Annotated in this window: 14 protein-coding genes, 2 tRNA genes and 2 pseudogenes; 13 read left to right on the forward strand and 5 right to left on the reverse strand. The window is 53.6% G+C overall.

Going from position 1 to position 20,585, the window contains the following annotated elements; all coding sequences use genetic code 11:
* The 3 genes from ACLJZ5_RS21730 (at window position 1) to ACLJZ5_RS21740 (ending at window position 2,573) form a co-directional block, all read left to right on the forward strand.
* Window positions 1-76: transfer RNA gene (locus tag ACLJZ5_RS21730), tRNA-Ala, on the forward strand.
* A gap of 42 nt (window positions 77-118) precedes the next feature.
* Window positions 119-194, forward strand: a tRNA-Ala gene (locus tag ACLJZ5_RS21735).
* A gap of 189 nt (window positions 195-383) precedes the next feature.
* Window positions 384-2,573, forward strand: a complete 2,190-nt coding sequence (locus ACLJZ5_RS21740) for a sensor domain-containing phosphodiesterase (RefSeq protein WP_024798092.1) — start codon at window positions 384-386, stop codon at window positions 2,571-2,573.
* A 52-nt stretch (window positions 2,574-2,625) separates the two neighbouring features.
* Here ACLJZ5_RS21740 and nupC read toward each other — a convergent pair whose 3' ends face one another.
* Window positions 2,626-3,828 carry a nucleoside permease NupC gene (gene nupC / locus ACLJZ5_RS21745; RefSeq protein ID WP_000376343.1) on the reverse strand — a complete coding sequence of 401 codons (1,203 nt, stop codon included), beginning with the start codon at window positions 3,826-3,828 and terminating at the stop codon, window positions 2,626-2,628.
* Between the two features lie 342 nt (window positions 3,829-4,170).
* On the opposite strand from nupC, the gene ACLJZ5_RS21750 reads away from it, so the two are divergent.
* Window positions 4,171-5,412 (forward strand): Nramp family divalent metal transporter, encoded by a 1,242-nt coding sequence (locus ACLJZ5_RS21750; RefSeq protein ID WP_000131734.1) that lies wholly within the window; start codon window positions 4,171-4,173, stop codon window positions 5,410-5,412.
* A 60-nt stretch (window positions 5,413-5,472) separates the two neighbouring features.
* On the opposite strand, the gene ypeC is transcribed toward ACLJZ5_RS21750, so the two are convergent.
* Both ypeC and mgrA read right to left on the reverse strand, forming a co-directional pair.
* A complete protein-coding gene (gene ypeC / locus ACLJZ5_RS21755) occupies window positions 5,473-5,799 on the reverse strand; it encodes a DUF2502 domain-containing protein YpeC (RefSeq protein WP_000490091.1) in 327 nt (108 codons plus the stop codon).
* Between the two features lie 113 nt (window positions 5,800-5,912).
* Entirely contained in the window at window positions 5,913-6,911 is a 999-nt protein-coding gene (gene mgrA, locus ACLJZ5_RS21760) for an L-glyceraldehyde 3-phosphate reductase (protein ID WP_000640283.1), read from the reverse strand.
* Window positions 6,912-7,090: 179 nt separating this feature from the next.
* On the opposite strand from mgrA, the gene ACLJZ5_RS21765 reads away from it, so the two are divergent.
* Complete coding sequence (locus ACLJZ5_RS21765) at window positions 7,091-8,743, forward strand: alpha-keto acid decarboxylase family protein (protein WP_023181646.1); 1,653 nt, start codon at window positions 7,091-7,093, stop codon at window positions 8,741-8,743.
* A gap of 19 nt (window positions 8,744-8,762) precedes the next feature.
* Here ACLJZ5_RS21765 and ACLJZ5_RS21770 read toward each other — a convergent pair whose 3' ends face one another.
* The gene (locus tag ACLJZ5_RS21770) at window positions 8,763-9,998 is read right to left on the reverse strand and encodes an ion channel protein (protein WP_000468928.1); all 1,236 of its coding nucleotides are present in this window, start codon (window positions 9,996-9,998) and stop codon (window positions 8,763-8,765) included.
* Between the two features lie 203 nt (window positions 9,999-10,201).
* Between ACLJZ5_RS21770 and glk the strand changes: the two genes are divergently transcribed.
* The 7 genes and pseudogenes from glk to ACLJZ5_RS21805 all read left to right on the forward strand — a co-directional run.
* Entirely contained in the window at window positions 10,202-11,167 is a 966-nt protein-coding gene (glk, locus tag ACLJZ5_RS21775; protein WP_000170380.1) for a glucokinase, read from the forward strand.
* A 275-nt stretch (window positions 11,168-11,442) separates the two neighbouring features.
* Window positions 11,443-11,769, forward strand: a pseudogene (locus tag ACLJZ5_RS21780) (PTS fructose transporter subunit IIB).
* Between the two features lie 20 nt (window positions 11,770-11,789).
* Entirely contained in the window at window positions 11,790-13,037 is a 1,248-nt protein-coding gene (locus tag ACLJZ5_RS21785) for a PTS fructose transporter subunit IIC (RefSeq protein WP_001528423.1), read from the forward strand.
* A 16-nt stretch (window positions 13,038-13,053) separates the two neighbouring features.
* Window positions 13,054-14,136, forward strand: a complete 1,083-nt coding sequence (gene ypdF / locus ACLJZ5_RS21790; RefSeq protein WP_024798458.1) for an aminopeptidase — start codon at window positions 13,054-13,056, stop codon at window positions 14,134-14,136.
* Complete coding sequence (gene ypdE, locus ACLJZ5_RS21795) at window positions 14,136-15,176, forward strand: aminopeptidase (protein WP_024798489.1); 1,041 nt, start codon at window positions 14,136-14,138, stop codon at window positions 15,174-15,176. The genes ypdF and ypdE overlap by 1 nt, the downstream gene beginning before the upstream one ends.
* A gap of 21 nt (window positions 15,177-15,197) precedes the next feature.
* The gene (gene ptsP, locus ACLJZ5_RS21800; RefSeq protein WP_024798611.1) at window positions 15,198-17,693 is read left to right on the forward strand and encodes a phosphoenolpyruvate--protein phosphotransferase; all 2,496 of its coding nucleotides are present in this window, start codon (window positions 15,198-15,200) and stop codon (window positions 17,691-17,693) included.
* Between the two features lie 13 nt (window positions 17,694-17,706).
* Window positions 17,707-17,787 (forward strand): annotated as a pseudogene (locus ACLJZ5_RS21805) (hypothetical protein); the annotation flags it as partial.
* 7 nt (window positions 17,788-17,794) lie between these two features.
* Here the strand turns inward: ACLJZ5_RS21805 and ACLJZ5_RS21810 are convergent.
* Window positions 17,795-18,649, reverse strand: a complete 855-nt coding sequence (locus ACLJZ5_RS21810; protein ID WP_000750530.1) for an AraC family transcriptional regulator — start codon at window positions 18,647-18,649, stop codon at window positions 17,795-17,797.
* A gap of 585 nt (window positions 18,650-19,234) precedes the next feature.
* On the opposite strand from ACLJZ5_RS21810, the gene alaC reads away from it, so the two are divergent.
* The gene (gene alaC, locus ACLJZ5_RS21815) at window positions 19,235-20,473 is read left to right on the forward strand and encodes an alanine transaminase (protein WP_000763118.1); all 1,239 of its coding nucleotides are present in this window, start codon (window positions 19,235-19,237) and stop codon (window positions 20,471-20,473) included.
* Window positions 20,474-20,585: the final 112 nt, after the last annotated feature.

Raw genomic sequence — 20,585 nt, forward strand, 5'->3', positions numbered from 1 at the left:
GGGGCTATAGCTCAGCTGGGAGAGCGCTTGCATGGCATGCAAGAGGTCAGCGGTTCGATCCCGCTTAGCTCCACCAAATTTACTCCCGATAAATTTGGCGTATACGTAAAAGCACTATGGGGCTATAGCTCAGCTGGGAGAGCGCTTGCATGGCATGCAAGAGGTCAGCGGTTCGATCCCGCTTAGCTCCACCAACATTCAAACCCCCGCTGAAAAGCGGGGGTTTTTGCTTTTTGTCACAAAATTCATGGCGTCTGATCTGCTCTTCAGGTGCGTTTGTTTGCCGCTGCTTTGCGGTCAATATGAGCTTTTGTTAGATTGCTTCATAATGCGAATATACTTATTATTCATGCGCCTTATATAATGATGTGAGCATTAAAGCAATGCTGGATAAGTGTAACGTATTAAAAAATATAAAAATATTTTTACTGGCTTTCTGCCTGACTGTTCCGGCTGTTCTGCTATCCCGTCTCATTTCTCCCCGCGCCACAATTGATTCCAGCTATATCTTTCTGGCCTGGCTACCGCTCTGCGTCATGTTTTCCGTGCTGTTCTTATTTGGCCGCCGTGGCGTCGCGCCGATGGTAGGCGGAATGATGTTGACTAATGAATGGAATTTTCATTTACCTCTGCCACAGGCGATGGTGCTGCTATTTTGCCAGACGTTTCCCGTGTTGCTGGTTTGCGCTATCGTACGCTGGCAGCTGGGCGCGCGCTGGCGCTACGGAATACCCAACCAAGGCATCTGGCTACGCGTTTTCTGGTTAGGGTTAATGACGCCGTTTGGCATAAAAATCAGTATGCATCTGGCGGGGCACTACCTGGCTTTCCCGGTGACAATCTCTACCTTCTTTGGCACCGGCACCGCTATTTTCTCGATTGTTGATTTATTGAGTCTAATTTCTGCCGCGCTTATTTTTACCCTCTTTTTCTATTATCCGCTGCGGATGATAGTCAGCCCGCACTATATTCGTATTTTCTGGCGGAGGGATGTCGCTCCTTATCTCGCCAAAGAAAAACGCCTGTTTACGCTTCTCTGGTTTGCCACTCTGGCGACGCTATTAGCGGTGCTGTGTACGCCTTTCGAGACAAAGTATATTGCTGGCTATCTGGTGCCAGTTCTGTTCATTGGATTTACCCTCGGCGTGGGGAAAATCAGTTATCCGCTGTTGAATTTTAGTTGGGCTCTCACTGCGCTATTCCTGCTTAGCTATAACCGCAATTTTCTGCAGGGCGTGGGCTCAGAATATTCGCTGGCATTTATCCTTTCAGTTCTCATTTCTTTTAGTATTTGTTTGTTGTACATGGCGCGGATTAATCAGCGCAGCGAATGGTTGAATCGACAATGGCACTCGCAGGCGTTGACCGATCCGTTGACGCAACTGCCTAACCTGCGTGCGCTGGAGCAGTTTCTTTTACAGGATGCCGGGCAAAGCGTGTGTTATTTACGCATGGAAAACCTGGAATTTCTGAGCCGTCATTACGGTATGCAGATGCGCGTGCATTGCGAACGCGAGGTGTTTCGCGTGTTGCAGCCGCTGCTGCTGGAAAAGGAGAAAATTTTCCATCTGCCGGGCAGTGAATTATTGCTGGTATTGACGGGACCGGAGACGGAAGCCCGCCTGCAATATATGCTCAATGTGCTTAATAACCGCAAAATTTACTGGAACAATACCGGTCTGGACATGGAATACGGCGCATCGTGGGGAACATTCGATGGTCGCCAGGAAACCTTGCAACCGCTGTTGGGGCAATTAAGCTGGCTGGCGGAGCAATCCTGTTCGCACCGTCGGGTGCTTGCACTGACCCAGAGTATTGAAGCCGCTTCCGGGCAGACGACGGAACGGGTGCTGCGGTTGCAGAAAATCCGTCAGGCGCTGGAGCGCGGCGCGCTGGTTTTGTATGCGCAACCCATTCGCGACGCGCAGGGAAAAGGGTATGACGAGATTCTGACGCGGCTTCGGTGCGACGACGGTATCATGATGCCGAATCAGTTCATTCCGCTTATCGCCCAGTTTAACCTGAGCGTACGGTTTGATATGCAGGTGATGGAAGCGCTCCTGCAATGGTTGTCCGCGCATCCTTCGGCGGAGCAGGGGGCGCGTTTCTCGGTTAATTTGATGCCGCTGACGCTGCTGCAAAAAGAGACGGCGTCGCGCATTATGCAGCTTTTTAAACGCTATGGCGTCCCGCCTGCTTCGGTCATCATCGAAATTACTGAAGAACAGGCCTTCTCTCATTCCGAAATCAGTATGCACAATATCAACCAGTTGCGTAAGTTTGGCCTAAAAATCGCCATTGATGATTTCGGCACCGGTTATGCAAACTATGAACGGCTAAAACGCCTCAAGGCGGACATCATTAAAATCGACGGCTGTTTCGTAAAAGATATCCTGACGGACTCCCTGGATGCGATGATCGTGAAATCCATCACTGATTTAGCGAAAGCAAAATCGTTGAGCGTCGTGGCTGAGTTTGTTGAAACGCCTGCGCAGCGCGATCTGCTATTGCAGCTTGGCGTACACAGTTTGCAGGGATATCTGATTGGCCGCCCGCGCCCGTTAGGCAAATAAGCGGCATAAAAAAACCGGGGATAGCTCCCCGGTTTCTACATTAAACGCAGACTTACAGTACCAGCGCCGCGATAGAGGCGGACAGTACGCTCACCAGCGTAGAACCGTAAACCAGTTTCAGACCAAAACGGGAAACCACGTTGCCTTGCTCTTCGTTCAGGCCTTTAATCGCGCCCGCAATAATACCGATGGAAGAGAAGTTCGCGAAGGAGACCAGGAAGACGGAGATAATGCCTTCAGCGCGTGGAGAGAGGGTAGAGGCGATTTTCTGCAGATCCATCATCGCCACGAATTCGTTGGAAACCAGTTTGGTTGCCATGATACTGCCCACCTGCAGCGCTTCGCTGGACGGCACACCCATTACCCATGCGACCGGGTAGAAGATGTAACCCAGAATGCCCTGGAAGGAGATGCTGTAGCCGAACCAACCGGTAACCGTTGCGAACAGCGCGTTCAGCGCCGCGATCAGCGCGATGAAGCCGATCAGCATCGCCGCGACGATAATCGCCACTTTAAAACCTGCCAGAATGTACTCGCCCAGCATTTCGAAGAAACTTTGGCCTTCATGCAGGTTCGACATCTGAATATTTTCTTCGCTGGCATCAACGGTATAGGGGTTGATCAGCGACAGAACGATAAAGGTGCTGAACATGTTCAGAACCAGCGCTGCGACCACATATTTAGGGTCCAGCATGGTCATATACGCGCCCACGATAGACATGGAAACGGTCGACATCGCCGTTGCAGCCATGGTGTACATGCGGTTACGGGACATTTTGCCGAGGATATCTTTATAAGCGATAAAGTTCTCAGACTGACCGAGGATCAGCGAGCTGACGGCGTTAAAAGATTCCAGTTTGCCCATACCGTTTACTTTGGACAGCAGGAAACCAATAGCGCGGATGACCACTGGCAGAACACGGATATGCTGGAGAATACCGATCAACGCGGAAATAAAGACGATCGGGCACAATACTTTCAGGAAGAAGAACGCCAAACCTTGATCGTTCATACTGCCGAAGACGAAGTTTGTCCCTTCGTTGGCAAATCCGAGCAGTTTTTCAAACATCTCGGAGAAACCTTTTACGAAGCCAAGGCCAACATCAGAGTTCAGGAAGAACCAGGCCAGTAGCACTTCGATAACAAGTAACTGAATGACATAACGAATGCGAATTTTTTTACGGTCACTGCTAACCAGCAGTGCGAGTACCGCAACAACGGCAAGCGCCAGGACAAAATGAAGGACGCGGTCCATATTTGCTCCAAATATGAGGCAGGTTTAATTTTCGTGCACATTCTATGCAACAGCCGTAAAGAAAACGAGATCCAACACACACTATAATAAGGACCTGTGACGAGATTCAAAATTAGTGATCTGTAATACACTTTTACTGTACTGAATATGAAAATGAAAAGTTATATCAGTGTGCTAATCTTGTAATGTTAAGCAAAACTGTTCTGATACAGGTCGTCATCGTATCGGTCTATCGTTTCACACTATCAAAGTAATCACCCGTACCCATTGAAATGCACTTGATAATCATTATCAATAAACATAGCATGAAACATAGCAAAGGCTATGTTTTTGAGGCAAAAGATGACTGACAATCGCGTAGAGAATAGCAGCGGACGGGCGGCGCGCAAGCTAAGGCTCGCATTAATGGGACCTGCGTTCATTGCCGCGATTGGTTATATCGATCCCGGTAACTTCGCGACCAATATTCAGGCCGGCGCCAGCTTTGGCTACCAGCTACTCTGGGTGGTGGTCTGGGCGAACCTGATGGCGATGCTGATTCAAATCCTCTCGGCAAAACTCGGAATCGCCACGGGCAAGAACCTGGCGGAGCAAATTCGCGACCATTATCCGCGCCCGGTAGTCTGGTTTTACTGGGTACAGGCGGAAATCATCGCGATGGCCACCGATTTAGCTGAATTTATCGGCGCGGCAATAGGTTTTAAGCTGATCCTGGGCGTTTCTTTATTACAGGGCGCGGTATTGACCGGTATCGCGACGTTTCTGATTTTAATGTTACAACGCCGCGGTCAAAAACCGCTTGAAAAAGTCATCGGCGGTTTACTGCTTTTTGTCGCCGCTGCTTACATTGTGGAGCTGTTTTTCTCTCAGCCTGATATGGCGCAGCTCGGCAAAGGAATGGTTATCCCGGCGCTACCGAACCCGGAAGCCGTATTCTTAGCCGCCGGCGTGCTTGGCGCGACGATTATGCCGCACGTGATTTATCTGCACTCGTCATTAACACAGCATCTGCACGGCGGAACGCGGCAACAACGGTACTCAGCAACGAAATGGGATGTCGCTATTGCCATGACGATTGCCGGTTTTGTCAATCTGGCAATGATGGCGACCGCCGCGGCGGCGTTTCATTTTAGCGGCCACACCGGCATCGCCGACCTCGATCAGGCATACCTGACGCTGGAACCGTTACTAAGCCATGCGGCGGCAACGGTGTTTGGTCTTAGTCTGGTAGCGGCAGGGCTTTCCTCCACTGTGGTAGGGACTCTGGCGGGGCAGGTGGTGATGCAAGGGTTTGTCCGTTTTCACATTCCGCTGTGGGTACGGCGCACCATTACCATGCTGCCCTCATTTATTGTGATTTTGATGGGGCTGGACCCTACCCGAATTCTGGTGATGAGCCAGGTGCTGCTGAGTTTTGGTATTGCGCTGGCGCTGGTGCCGCTCCTGATTTTCACCAGTAACGCTACGCTAATGGGCGAGCTGGTGAACACGCGGCGGGTAAAACAGATTGGCTGGATAATTGTCGTGCTGGTCGTCGCCCTGAATATTTGGTTGCTGGTTGGAACGGTGATGGGGTTGTCATAAAGACAGAAAGATAGCAGGCCCGATGCGTGGGTGTCATCGGGCTATTATTCAGCAGGAGGCTTAGTGATGATGTTTGTGACCCCGGCCTCGCCCGCGATGATCGTCGCGATCGCGCCAGCCTTCCCGATAACCGCGTTCATACGCTTTACGCTTATCCCAGCCGCGATGATAGCCGTTGTCATGGCGCCACCAGCGATTTTTACGCCATTCATAATGGTTGTGCCAGTAATCACGGTCGCGCCAGCGACCACCGTCCCAGTAGTTACCGTAATCATCGCGATCGCCAATCTGTAATTTTATTGAGGGCAACAGGGTGATTTCGCCCGCATTCGCGGCAAGCGGTGTAAAAGCCAGCAAGGCTGCCGCCAGAATCAGTGACCTGAACATACTTTCTCTCCTTCACGATCGAGCCGTCGCCGGCCTGTTAATGCAATATTACAAAGCAGTAAAGATTTGTTTCATCGCCTTAACTCTTAAATCATGAAGGAGAGCATTTTTTGCTAAAACCGGCCCTCCAGAATAGCGTCAATTTCTGCACATTCCGCCGCCGAAAAACGGCGATTGGCCAGCATTCCTACGGCGTCTTCGATTTGCGACGGTTTGCTGGCGCCAATCAGTACCGAGGTAACGTTATCGTTACGCAGCACCCAGGCGAGCGCCATCTGAGACAATTTTTGGCCCCGTCGCGCAGCCAGTTCATTCAACTGGCGAACTTTTTCCAGTTTGTCGGCGGTAATCTGTTCTGGTTTAAGGAAACGGCTTCCGCTCGCCGCGCGGGAATCTTCCGGAATACCATTCAAATAACGGTCAGTGAGCTGCCCGCCCGCCAGCGGCGAGAAGGCAATACTACCGACGCCTTTTTCCTGCAACAGCGCCAGCAGCCCGTCCTCTACCCAACGCTCAAAAAGCGAATATTTAGGCTGATGAATCAGGCAAGGCGTGCCGAGATCCTCCAGAATATCGATAGCTTGTCTGGCCAGATCGGCAGGATAGTTAGAGATCCCCACGTACAACGCTTTGCCCTGGCGCACAAGGTGATCTAACGCTTTCATCGTCTCTTTAAGCGGCGTTTCGGGATCGGGACGATGGTGATAAAAGATATCGACATACTCCAGCCCCATACGTTTCAGGCTTTGATCGAGGCTGGCGATAAGGTATTTCCGTGAACCCCAGTCGCCATAAGGGCCATCCCACATGGTGTAGCCCGCTTTGGTGGAGATGATCAACTCATCGCGCCACGGTAAAAAATCTTCCTGCAGAATGCGGCCAAAATTGCATTCTGCGGAGCCCGGCGGCGGCCCATAATTATTGGCGAGATCAAAGTGGGTAATGCCCAGATCGAACGCGCGTTGCAGCAGCGCCCGGCTATTTTCTACCCGTGTCGCATCGCCGAAGTTGTGCCATAACCCCAGCGAAATGGCGGGAAGTTTGACGCCGCTGCGCCCGCAGCGACGATACTCCATTGTATGATAACGATTCTCATCGGGCTGATAAATCATAACCTTTCCCCCTGTGGCGTGAATAAATAGTGTATACGGTTACACTCGCCAGGCGGTATCCGGCTTTTACTGTTTGCCGCTGTAAACATTGTTTTCCAGGCTTTCATCCCCGTCGTGCTGGACAGCCATTGGCATTCCTTAATACTCAACATAATGTCAACGTCAGAAGGAAAGCTGTCATGCAAAACCCCTATACCGTGGCCGACTATTTGCTGGACAGACTGGCAGGATGCGGCATTGGCCATCTTTTTGGCGTACCGGGCGATTATAACTTGCAGTTTCTTGACCATGTGATTGACCACCCGACCTTGCGTTGGGTGGGATGCGCCAATGAGCTGAACGCCGCTTATGCCGCGGACGGTTATGCACGCATGTCGGGCGCTGGAGCGCTACTCACCACCTTTGGCGTGGGAGAACTTAGCGCTATTAACGGTATCGCGGGCAGTTACGCGGAATATGTCCCGGTCTTGCATATCGTCGGCGCGCCCTGTAGCGCTGCGCAGCAACGTGGCGAATTGATGCACCATACCCTCGGTGACGGCGATTTTCGTCATTTTTATCGCATGAGTCAGGCGATATCCGCTGCCAGCGCAATATTGGATGAACAGAACGCCTGCTTCGAGATTGACCGCGTATTGGGTGAAATGCTTGCCGCACGCAGGCCAGGATACATCATGTTGCCCGCCGACGTGGCGAAAAAAACGGCCATCCCGCCTACGCAGGCGCTGGCGTTGCCCGTGCATGAAGCGCAAAGCGGCGCGGAGACGGCTTTTCGTTACCACGCCCGTCAGTGCCTGATGAACAGTCGGCGCATTGCGCTATTGGCCGACTTTCTTGCCGGGCGTTTTGGTTTACGACCATTGTTGCAGCGCTGGATGGCGGAAACGCCCATCGCTCATGCGACACTACTGATGGGGAAGGGGCTTTTTGATGAACAGCACCCGAACTTCGTTGGCACCTATAGCGCAGGCGCCAGCAGCAAAGAAGTGCGTCAGGCCATAGAGGACGCCGATAGGGTTATCTGCGTCGGCACCCGTTTTGTCGATACCCTTACGGCCGGATTTACCCAACAATTGCCGGCGGAACGCACGCTGGAGATTCAGCCTTACGCGTCGCGCATCGGCGAAACCTGGTTCAACCTCCCGATGGCGCAGGCGGTGTCTACGCTGCGCGAACTGTGCCTGGAATGCGCTTTTGCGCCGCCGCCGACGCGTTCCGCCGGACAGCCAGTGCGGATTGATAAGGGAGAACTGACCCAGGAAAGCTTCTGGCAAACCTTACAGCAGTATCTCAAACCCGGCGATATTGTCCTTGTCGACCAGGGGACCGCCGCCTTTGGCGCTGCCGCGCTGTCGCTTCCTGACGGCGCGGAAGTTGTGGTTCAGCCGCTGTGGGGGTCTATCGGCTATTCCTTGCCCGCCGCGTTTGGCGCGCAAACCGCCTGCCCCGATCGGCGGGTAATTCTGATTATTGGCGATGGCGCGGCGCAGCTCACGATTCAGGAGATGGGCTCGATGTTACGCGACGGGCAGGCGCCGGTTATCCTGCTGCTCAACAATGACGGCTATACCGTAGAGCGCGCCATTCACGGCGCGGCCCAGCGGTATAACGACATCGCGAGCTGGAACTGGACGCAGATACCACCGGCGCTAAACGCGGCGCAACAGGCGGAGTGCTGGCGGGTGACGCAGGCTATCCAACTGGCAGAGGTCCTCGAACGGTTGGCGCGCCCACAACGTCTGTCATTTATTGAAGTGATGTTGCCAAAAGCCGATCTGCCGGAATTACTGCGTACCGTGACCCGGGCGCTGGAAGCCCGCAACGGGGGATAATGGCCCCCGCTGCGCCGGATTAGGGTTCGTGACGGTTGGCGGCCAGCAACGGTTTTCCCGCCAGCAATAGCCAGGCGGGGAGCATCACAATGCAGAGCAGCGGCAGCAGATTGGTATCCGGTACGACAACTGCCGCCATAAACAGACTGAGCCAGCCGTCACGCGTCACTACCAGCACTAAGCCAAGAATCGCGCAGGAGACGGTAATCGCCGCGGGTACGGCCTCAACATGAGCATGGAGCATGAGCCCCAGCGCCGCGCCGATAAACACAGCCGGAAAAATGCGCCCGCCGCGAAAGCCGCTCGCCGCCGCGATGACCAGCGCGGCGAGTTTGACGGCGGCTAAGGTAAAATAATCTCCCGCGCCCAACGTCTGGCTAAACGCCATTTGTTGCATTTCGTCCAGTCCTTTAAACAGGGTAAGCGGCCCGCCAATGACGCCCAGAATACCCAGTATAAAACCGCCAATGCCGAGAATCAGGACCGGATTTTTTAGTCGGTGCAGCAACTCATGCAGACGCGGAAGGCACCAGACGGCGACCATCCCTGCAGCAATGGCGATCGCCGCGACGATCGCTCCGCTGGCAATGTCCACCAGCCGCATCTGCGTGTAATGGGCGATGGGTAACGAAAAATGCGGATGAAAGAACAGGCTGGTAGTGAGTGACCCCGCCGCTGCCGCCATTAACGGCGCAAACAGGCGATCCCACATGGGAATATCGTTAGAGCCGCTAAGCGTTTGCGAAAAAATCAGCGCCGCAGCGACGGGCGTGCCGAACAGCGCGCCGATGGTGCCCGCTGAGGCCAGAATCGTCCAGTCTAACGCCGTGATACGCGGAAACAGGCGGGAGCCGAAAGCCGCCGCCAGCGCGATATTTATTGTCATTATCGGATGCTCTGGCCCCAAGCTTACCCCACCAGCAAGGCCGATGATTAAGGCGAGAAGCAGCCCGGGCAGCGCAGATGGCGAGACCGGCATACTGATTAACGGTTCGATGGCCGGATCGGGGCCAGCGTGTCCGGGACTGTAACGGATAATCAAACCCACCACGATCCCAGTTAGCGTGAGCATACCCACTATCCAGAACGGCGAATCATAAGCGATTCCGATGCTGGCGGGCAGTCGTTGCCAAAGAAATTGCTGAAAAACCGACGCGACTTTCATCGAGGCGATTAAAACCAGGCTTGACGCTACGCCAATAATCAGTGCGGGGAGCGACAGCAGCAGCATCGTTCGGGCACGCGGGTGGAACATAATCTCTTCCTTACACGGGGTCGTATACCTATTTTGCACAGCCTGCCCGACGGCATTGCTGCAATTGGTGCTGAAACAAGAAAGTAATTCTGTGATGAAGATCTATATTTATAGGCAGTCAGCCTGATGGCCGTTGTTGTTATGCCCCCATGAATTTACAGTGTGACAAAGACTTATTTTGACTTTAGCGGAGCAGTAGAAGAATGACAAAGTATGCTTTAGTAGGAGATGTAGGCGGCACGAATGCGCGTCTTGCCCTGTGTGATATCGCCAGTGGAGAAATCTCGCAGGCCAAAACGTATTCCGGCCTGGATTATCCCAGTCTTGAGGCCGTGGTGCGCGTTTATCTCGATGAGCATAGCGTCAGCGTGGAAGATGGTTGTATCGCCATAGCCTGTCCGATTACCGGTGACTGGGTAGCGATGACTAACCATACCTGGGCTTTTTCTATTGCGGAAATGAAAAAAAATCTCGGCTTTAGCCATCTGGAAATCATCAACGATTTCACCGCCGTGTCGATGGCGATCCCGATGCTGAAAAAAGAGCATTTAATTCAGTTCGGCGGCGGCGAACCGGTAGACGGCAAACCTATTGCGGTGTATGGCGCGGGAACCGGCTTGGGCGTGGCGCATCTGGTGCATGTGGATAAGCGTTGGATTAGCCTTCCGGGCGAAGGCGGGCATGTCGATTTTGCGCCTAATAGCGAAGAAGAAGCTATGATTCTGGAAATATTGCGCGCCGAAATTGGCCACGTTTCCGCCGAGCGCGTGCTGTCTGGCCCGGGGCTGGTGAATCTTTACCGGGCGATTGTTAAGTCCGACAACCGTCTGCCGGAAAATCTGCGCCCGAAAGATATTACCGAACGCGCCCTGGCGGATAGCTGTATCGATTGTCGCCGCGCGTTGTCGCTCTTTTGCGTCATAATGGGGCGATTTGGCGGCGACCTGGCGTTAACCATGGGGACATTTGGCGGCGTTTATATCGCTGGCGGTATTGTCCCGCGCTTCCTGGAATTTTTTAAAGCGTCCGGCTTCCGTGGTGGCTTTGAAGATAAAGGCCGCTTTAAAGATTATGTACACGGTATTCCGGTCTATCTGATTGTTCATGATAACCCTGGCTTGTTAGGTTCCGGCGCGCATCTGCGCCAGACATTAGGTCATATTCTATAAGCCAGATGGTGGCATAAACGCCTTATCCGGCCTACAAAAGTGTGTCATCTGTAGGCCTGATAAGCGCAGCGTCATCAGGCAATTAATCATTCTCTTGCCAGTCTCAAACCGCGTGCCTCACGCGGTTTTTTTTCGCCTGTTACCGGCCATGCCGACACGCGTCACATTTCTGCTTAGCAGAATTACTTGTCCAGTAAAAGCATTATTCATCTGGTAACAAGCGTAGGCTTCTCACCGTCATAATTTCCCTCGTTAACTATTACGAGGAAAACGTTATGACTAAAAAACTGATTGCCGTTTGTGCGTGTCCGATGGGCCTGGCTCACACCTTTATGGCGGCGCAGGCGCTGGAAGAGGCGGCGGTAGAAGCAGGATACGAAGTCAAAATCGAAACCTAGGGCGCTGATGGTATTCAAAACCGTCTCACGGCGCAGGACATTGCCGAAGCGACGTTAATTATCCATTCCGTAGCAGTAACGCCGGAGGATAACGAGCGTTTTGAATCACGCGATGTATACGAGATCACGCTTCAGGATGCCATTAAAAATGCTGCGGGCATTATCAAAGAAATTGAAGAGATGATTGCCGCCGAACAACCGTAATTCTCGACAGGGATACAGATATGGCCATTAAAAAACGCAGTGCGACTGTTGTACCCGGCGCATCCGGCGCGGCAGCGGCAGTCAAGAAACCGCAGGCCTCTGGTAATAGCTTCTGGGGCGAACTACCGCAGCATGTGATGTCCGGAATTTCACGCATGGTGCCGACGTTAATCATGGGCGGGGTGATCCTCGCTTTCTCGCAGTTGATTGCCTATAGCTGGCTGGACATTCCCGCCGATACCGGCATCATGGACGCGTTGAACAGCGGAAAATTCGCTGGTTTTAATCTCTCCTTGTTGAAGTTCGCCTGGTTATCGCAATCTTTCGGCGGCGTGTTGTTTGGTTTCGCCATCCCGATGTTCGCTGCCTTTGTGGCGAACTCTATCGGCGGCAAACTGGCGTTTCCGGCTGGTTTTATCGGCGGTTTGATGTCCACTCAGCCAACGCAGGTGCTGAATTTTGATCCGGCCAGCCTGCATTGGGTGACCACCGCGCCAGTCCCGTCAACCTTTATCGGCGCGCTGATTATTTCTATCGTCGCGGGATATCTGGTGAAGTGGATGAACCAAAAAATCCAGTTGCCTGACTTTCTGCTGGCCTTTAAGACCACCTTTTTACTGCCGATTCTCTCCGCCATTTTTGTGATGCTGGCGATGTACTACGTGATTACGCCCTTTGGCGGCTGGATTAATGGCGGAATTCGCACGTTGCTCACCGCGGCGGGTGAAAAGGGGGCATTAATGTACGCGATGGGAATCGCCGCCGCGACTGCCATCGACCTCGGCGGTCCCATTAACAAAGCCGCAGGATTTGTTGCCTTTAGTTTTACCACTGACCATGTATTGCCAGTGACGGCGCGTTCCATCGCGATTGTCATCCCGCCGATTGGTCTGGGGCTGGCGACGCTGCTCGACCGTCGTCTGACCGGTAAACGTCTGTTCAACGCGCAGCTTTATCCGCAGGGTAAAACGGCGATGTTCCTGGCGTTTATGGGGATCAGCGAAGGGGCGATTCCCTTTGCCCTGGAAAGCCCGATCACCGCCATCCCGTCTTACATGGTCGGCGCCATCGTGGGGTCGACGTTCGCCGTCTGGCTGGGCGCGGTGCAGTGGTTCCCGGAGTCGGCAATCTGGGCGTGGCCGCTGGTAAGCCATCTCGGCGTCTATATCGCGGGTATTTTACTGGGCGCGGTGATAACGGCGCTGATGGTGATCTTCTTGCGCCATATGATGTACCGCCGGGGTAAATTGCTGATTGAAAGCCTGTGAAATAAGGACCGATAACATGACGCGACTGACATCGCTTCGCCAATGGCTCACCGAGCGCCAATTAGATGCGGTACTGATCTCCTCGCGCCCGAACAAGCAGCCGCATCTGGGCATTTCCAGCAGCTCAGGATTTGTCCTGATCAGCCGCCAACATGCGCATATTTTGGTTGATGCCCGTTATTACGCCGATGTGAAAGCGCGCGCGAACGGATATTGCATACATCTGCTTGGCGGGCAACAGACGCTGGTGTCGCTGGCGAATCAGATTATCGCTGCGGAAAATCTGCAAACGGTTGGCTTTGAAGGCGCACAGGTCAGTTGGGAGACGGCGCGTCGCTGGCAGACGGAACTGCAGGCCACCATGATCAGCGTCTCCATTGACGCGCTGCGGCAGGTTAAAACGGCGGCGGAAATAGACCGTATTCGTGAAGCATGTCGCATTGCTGATGCGGGTGCGGAACACATTCGCCGCTTTATCGCGCCAGGCCAGAGCGAGCGGGAAATCGCCGCTGAACTGGAGTGGTTTATGCGCCAGCGCGGCGCGGCGAAAGCCTCCTTCGATACTATTGTCGCCAGCGGCTGGCGTGGCGCGCTGCCGCACGGCAAAGCCAGCGATAAAATCGTGGCGGCGGGGGAATGGATAACTCTCGATTTCGGCGCGCTGTATCAGGGATATTGCTCCGATATGACCCGAACTTTTCTGGTGCCCGGCGCGGGCGCGCCGCAGGAGCATCCGCTGTTTCCCGTCTATCACATTGTCCTTGAGGCACAGCTTGCCGCCATTGCGGCTATTCGTCCGGGCGCGCGCTGTCTGACGGTGGATGCCGCCGCGCGCGATGTTATCGACCGGGCGGGATATGGCGAGTTTTTCGCTCATAACACCGGCCATTCTATCGGCATTGAGGTACATGAAGATCCCCGCTTTTCGCCTGATGACCACACAGTACTCGCACCGGGAATGCTACTGACCGTGGAGCCGGGCATTTATCTGCCGGAGCTGGGCGGGGTACGCATCGAAGATGTTGTACTGGTCACGCCGGAAGGCGCGGAAGTGCTCTATTCCATGCCGAAAACCGTATTACTGACAGGAGCCGCATGATGGATTTATCGCTACTGAAAGCGCTGTGCGAGGCGGATGCGATCGCCGCGTCAGAACAGGAGGTTCGCCAGATCTTACTCGACGAAGCGGATCGCCTGCATAAAGAGGTGCGCTTCGATGGCTTAGGATCGGTATTGATCCGACTTAATGCCTCGGATGGCCCGAAAGTCATGATCTGCGCGCACATGGATGAAGTGGGATTTATGGTGCGCAGTATTTCCGGCGAGGGGGGGATTGATGTGCTGCCGGTGGGCAATGTGCGAATGGCGGCGCGTCAGCTCCAGCCGGTCCGCATCACCACGCGGGAGGAATGTAAAATTCCCGGCCTGCTGGATGGTGAGCGCAGCGGCAACGAGGTGAGCGGACTGCGGGTCGATATTGGCGCGCGTTCTTATGACGAGGTGATACAGGCGGGGATTCGTCCCGGCGATCGTGTGACTTTTGATAGCGCGTTTCAGGTGTTGCCGCATCAGCGGGTGATGGGTAAAGCCTTTGATGATCGGCTCGGTTGCTATCTGCTGATAGCGTTGCTGCGTGAATGGCACGATGCGGAATTACCGGCGGAAATCTGGCTGGTGGCCAGTTCCAGCGAAGAGGTGGGATTACGCGGCGGTCAAACGGCGGCCCGCGCCGTTGCGCCGGATTTAGCCATCGTACTGGATACTGCCTGCTGGGCGAAAAACTTTGATTATGGCGCGGCGAATCATCGGCAAATCGGTCAGGGACCGATGCTGGTGCTGAGCGATAAGTCGCTGATTGCGCCGCCAAAACTAACCGCCTGGGTTGAGAGCATCGCAGCGCAAGCGGAAATACCGCTACAGTTGGATATGTTCAGCAACGGCGGAACGGACGGCGGGGCGGTGCATCTGAGCGGAACGGGCATCCCGACGGTGGTGCTTGGTCCGGCAACCCGCCACGGACATTGTGCCGCCTCGATTGCCGACTGTCGCGACATTCTGCAGACACAGCAGTTGCTGTCGGCGCTGATGACCGGTTTTACGCGCGATACTGTGGCTCGCCTGACGGATTTCAGGTGCTGATTTCGCGCTAAAGGAGTAGTTATGTTAACGATAGAGTTTCTCTGCCCGCTGCCTAACGGTATTCATGCGCGTCCCGCGTGGGAGCTGAAAGAACAGTGCAGTCAGTGGCAAAGTGATATTACTTTTATTAATCATCGTCAGAATACGCGGGCGGACGCGAAAAGTTCGCTGGCGCTTATCGGCACCAGTACGCTGTTCAATGATAGCTGCGTTCTGAATATTAGCGGGCGTGATGAAGAACAGGCTAAACGATCGCTGGAGGCCTGGCTTGCGCACCATTTTATCGACAGCGATAGCGTTCAGCCAGGGCCAGCCGAACTGGCGGCGCATCCGCTGCCGCGATCGCTGCTTCGCCTGAATCCGGATTTGCTGTACGGCGATGTGCTGGCAAGCGGCGTGGGCGAGGGGATTCTGACGCTGTGGCAGAGCGATAATCTGGAGGGCTACCGTACTATTCCCGCGAGCGCTGAAGATCTTACCCGCCTTGAAAATAGCCTGGCGACGCTGGCGGAACAGCTTAATCAACAGCTTCGCGAGCGTGACGGCGAGAGTAAAACTATTTTAAGCGCTCATCTGTCGCTGATTCAGGATGATGAGTTTGTGGGGAACATTCGTCGCTTAATGGTTGAACGCCATCTGGCGCTGGGAGCGGCGATTATTGCCAATATGGAACAGGTTTGTCGCCAGCTTTCAGCCTCGGCAAGTGATTATCTGCGCGAGCGGGTGAGCGATATTCGCGATATCACCGAGCAGTTGTTGCACATTACCTGGCCTGAAAAACAGCCGCGTAATGCGCTGGTGCTAACGCGTCCCACCCTTCTGGTGGCGGAAGACTTAACGCCCAGCCAGTTTTTAAGCCTCGATTTACAGTATCTGTCCGGTATGATCCTCGAAAAGACCGGGCGGACGTCACATACTTTGATTCTGGCGCGCGCTTCCGCGATCCCGGTGCTTAGCGGGCTCTCTGCCGAGGCCATTGGTCGTTATGCGACCCGGCCTGCGGTGCTGGACGCGCAGTGCGGCGTACTGGCGATTAGTCCGGATACCTCGGTGCGCGGCTATTATGCCGTGGCGCAGAAGCTGGCGGATAAACGACAACAGCGGCAGGCGTGCGATGCGGCGTTGCTTGCCTGTACGCAGGACAACCAGCGTATCGATATTGCGGCGAATATTGGCACCGCGCTGGAGGCGCCTGGCGCGTTTTCTAACGGCGCGGAAGGCATTGGCCTGTTTCGTACCGAAATGCTGTTTATGGATCGCGACAGCGCGCCGGATGAGCAGGAGCAGTTTGAAGCCTACCAACAGGTTTTGCTGGCGGCGGGCGAAAAGCCGGTGATTTTCCGCACCATGGATATTGGCGGCGATAAACATATCCGCTATCTCAATATTCCGCAGGAAGAGAATCCTTTTCTTGGCTACCGTGCGGTGCGCATCTACCCTGAGTTTGCCGGGCTTTTTCGCACCCAGCTTCGCGCAATTTTGCGGGCTGCTGTTTTCGGTCATGCGCAGTTGATGATTCCGATGGTGCATAGTCTTGACCAGATTTTATGGGTAAAAAGTGAGCTGAAAAAGGCGGTTGCGGAGCTGCATGGGGAAAGGCTGCGTCACGCGCAGGATATTCCGTTGGGAATTATGGTTGAGGTGCCGTCGGTCTGTTACATCATCGATCATTTCTGCGATGAGGTGGATTTCTTTAGCATCGGTTCGAACGATATGACGCAATATCTGTACGCGGTCGATCGCAATAATCCGCGCGTCTCGCCGCTATATAATCCGATTACGCCATCGTTTTTACGCATGTTGCGGCAGATTATCCACACTGCCCATGAGCGAGGTAAATGGGTCGGCATTTGCGGCGAACTGGGCGGAGAAAGCCGCTATTTACCGCTACTTTTGGGACTGGGGCTGGATGAGCTAAGTATGAGCAGTCCACGTATTCCGGCGGTAAAAAGTCAGCTACGTCATCTGGATAGTCAGGCGTGTCGGGCGCTGGCAAGTCAGGCTTGCGAGTGTCGCAGCGCCCAGGAGATAGAAGCGCTGCTGAATCAGTTCGCGCCAGAAAAAGAGGTACGACCGCTGTTGGCGCTGGAAAATATCTTTGTCGGCGAGCCGCTCAGTAATAAGGAACAGGTTATCCAGTTTCTGTGCGGTAATCTTGGCGTTAACGGGCGTACCGAACATCCGTTTGAACTGGAAGAGGACGTCTGGCAGCGTGAGGAGATTGTGACCACCGCCGTCGGTTTTGGCGTGGCGATCCCCCATACCAAATCGCAATGGATTCGCCACTCGTCGATCAGTATTGCGCGTCTCGCACAGCCCGTAGACTGGCAGTCGGAGATGGGTGACGTAGAGTTGGTGATTATGCTGACGCTTGGGGCGGATGAAGGGATAAATCATGTGAAGGTTTTTTCACAGCTCGCCCGTAAGCTGGTAAATAAAAACTTCCGTCAGTCGCTGTTTGCCGCCAATGATGCCGACAGTATTTTGGCGTTGCTGAAGGCGGAGTTAACGTTTTAGCATGGGATAACCGCCTGATGGCGCTGCGCTTATCAGGCCTACGTCCGTGAGTGATGGTAGGCCAGATAAGGCGTTTACGCCGCCATCGGGCGAGCGGTTTGTTACTGAAACCGCGCGCTGTAATCCCCTGGCGTCAGGCCAAACTGACGTCGGAACAGACGGCAAAAATAATCGCTATCCTGATACCCGCAACGCAGCGCGACTTCGTTAATCGGCAAGTGGTATTTCTGCAACATAATACGCGCTTTCGCCATTCGCACCCAGCGAACATACTCCACAAAACTCATGGTGCCATGCTGAGTAAATAGTCTGGACAGGTGGTTGGCGGTGATATTAAAGAACTGTGCAACGCTTTCTCTGTTTAACGGCTGGGCGTAGTTATCCTGTACCCAGTTACAGATACTGTGATAGAGAAATTCAGTGCGTGGACGGCAGATATCGGGGGGCGTATTCACCACGTTCCGGCACAAATGCAGGAGGCTGAGCACCAGCGGCTGGATAATATTTTGTTCCTGAGGCGAACGGCTTAAATGGGTAAGCGCGGTCAGCATTGCTTCGCCTTCGCCACGTTGCAAATGTGGCAATTCGATACGGCGCGTCGGACGTAAAAGCGATGCTGTACGGTTTTCGTAAAACAATAAACCCAGCCAGGAGGGCGCGAATACCAGACTAAGCAGCATCACCGGTTTATCGCTAACCGCCAGGTTCGCCGCACGGGCAGGGATAAACAACATTTCGCCTTCCGTCAGCCGACGCTGCGTTCTTTCCAGTTGATTACCGTATTCTCCGCGCAAGACGATATCCAGCCGCGGGAGGTCGATACATAAGCTGCCGGAGGGCAGGGAGGGGGGTTGGCTGGCAAACCATACGCGTCCTAATCGGTGTGGATTCAGCACCAGGCCGCTAAACAGATCGGCAAAAAATTGTTGGTCTGCCGGTAAGTCTGTTTTTTTCATTGCCTTTCCTGTGCATGAATGCTTCAACTGTCTGAATTATTTCACTTTACTCTTGCTGAGCGAAAGGTCAAACACCAGCGCGTTGAGTCATCATGTCATGGCGGTTAGTCAGGCGAAAACAGGGATTTATTTTACTATACGTATCCGGTTCGCTGCCTTATTTACGGTTTCATCGCGGCATCTTGCCGGAAAGGATCTTTATTTTCGGGGAAATGTCCCTGAAAAACACCGCAATATGACATGATTAAATACCATTATCATTAGTAAGGATTTTGGTTAAAGAGGAAAAACCACAAAATCAAAAGGGGATTATTTGAGATAAGGTTTATTGACAGGAAATTATCGTCGGCTGCGCCACGTTGCGTAAATTCAATGATATCAATTTGTTAATAATATGATTTGTTTGATGCTATAACTGACACGCTTAAAAAGTAAGTTTTTACGCTTGTTCCTCTTTTTTGTCGCTAAAAATATTTTCATTAGCCTCTCGACAGGAAGAAAATTTTCAGGCTATTTTCTAAAGGAGCCACCATCGTGGCAGCGTCGCTCGGACGGTCCGGGCGCTAACGTTAATCTGAGGATATTATGGCTGACTTCCGCCCTGAACGTCGCTTTACGCGTATCGATCGCCTTCCGCCCTATGTTTTTAACATCACCGCTGAACTCAAAATGGCTGCGCGTCGGCGCGGCGAAGATATTATTGATTTCAGTATGGGTAATCCTGATGGCGCAACCCCTCCCCACATTGTCGAAAAACTTTGCACCGTCGCGCAGCGTCCGGATACGCACGGTTATTCCACGTCCCGCGGCATACCGCGTTTACGCCGCGCGATTTCTCACTGGTATCAGGAACGTTATGATGTCGATATCGATCCGGAAACCGAAGCGATTGTGACCATCGGTTCCAAAGAGGGACTGGCGCATTTAATGCTGGCGACGCTGGATCATGGTGATACGGTACTGGTGCCGAACCCCAGTTACCCGATTCATATCTATGGCGCCGTTATCGCCGGGGCGCAGGTGCGTTCGGTTCCATTGGTAGAGGGGGTGGATTTCTTCAACGAGCTGGAGCGCGCTATTCGCGAAAGTTATCCGAAACCGAAAATGATGATTTTGGGTTTTCCGTCTAACCCTACGGCCCAGTGCGTCGAACTGGAATTTTTTGAAAAAGTGGTCGCTCTGGCTAAACGTTATGATGTGCTGGTGGTGCACGATCTGGCGTATGCCGATATCGTGTACGACGGCTGGAAAGCGCCATCCATTATGCAGGTGCCTGGCGCGCGCGACGTGGCGGTCGAATTTTTCACACTGTCGAAAAGCTATAATATGGCGGGCTGGCGTATTGGGTTTATGGTGGGCAATAAAACCCTGGTCAGCGCGCTGGCGCGCATTAAAAGTTATCACGATTATGGCACCTTTACCCCGCTTCAGGTGGCGGCTATCGCCGCTCTGGAAGGCGATCAGCAGTGCGTGCGCGATATTGCCGAGCAGTATAAACGTCGTCGCGATGTGCTGGTGAAGGGGTTGCATGAGGCGGGCTGGATGGTTGAAATGCCGAAAGCCTCAATGTACGTCTGGGCGAAAATCCCGGAGCAATATGCGGCGATGGGGTCGCTTGAGTTTGCCAAGAAGCTGCTGAATGAGGCGAAGGTTTGCGTTTCTCCAGGGATAGGCTTTGGTGATTATGGCGACACCCATGTACGCTTTGCATTAATAGAGAATCGCGACCGCATTCGCCAGGCCGTCAGAGGGATTAAAGCGATGTTCCGCGCCGATGGCGTGCTGCCGTCACATCCAAAACCCGTTGAGGCGAGCACGGAGTAGAAAAGCAAACAGGAGCCCCATGGCTCCTGTTTTTCTTGTCTATGGAAAACCCCCAGCTAGGCTGGGGGTTCCGGAAAGCTTTCAGCTTTAAGCCAGTTATTAAAACCCCTTT

Origin of the sequence: Salmonella sp. 5800 (assembly GCF_046558195.1) — a bacterium.
GTDB lineage: Bacteria > Pseudomonadota > Gammaproteobacteria > Enterobacterales > Enterobacteriaceae > Salmonella > Salmonella enterica.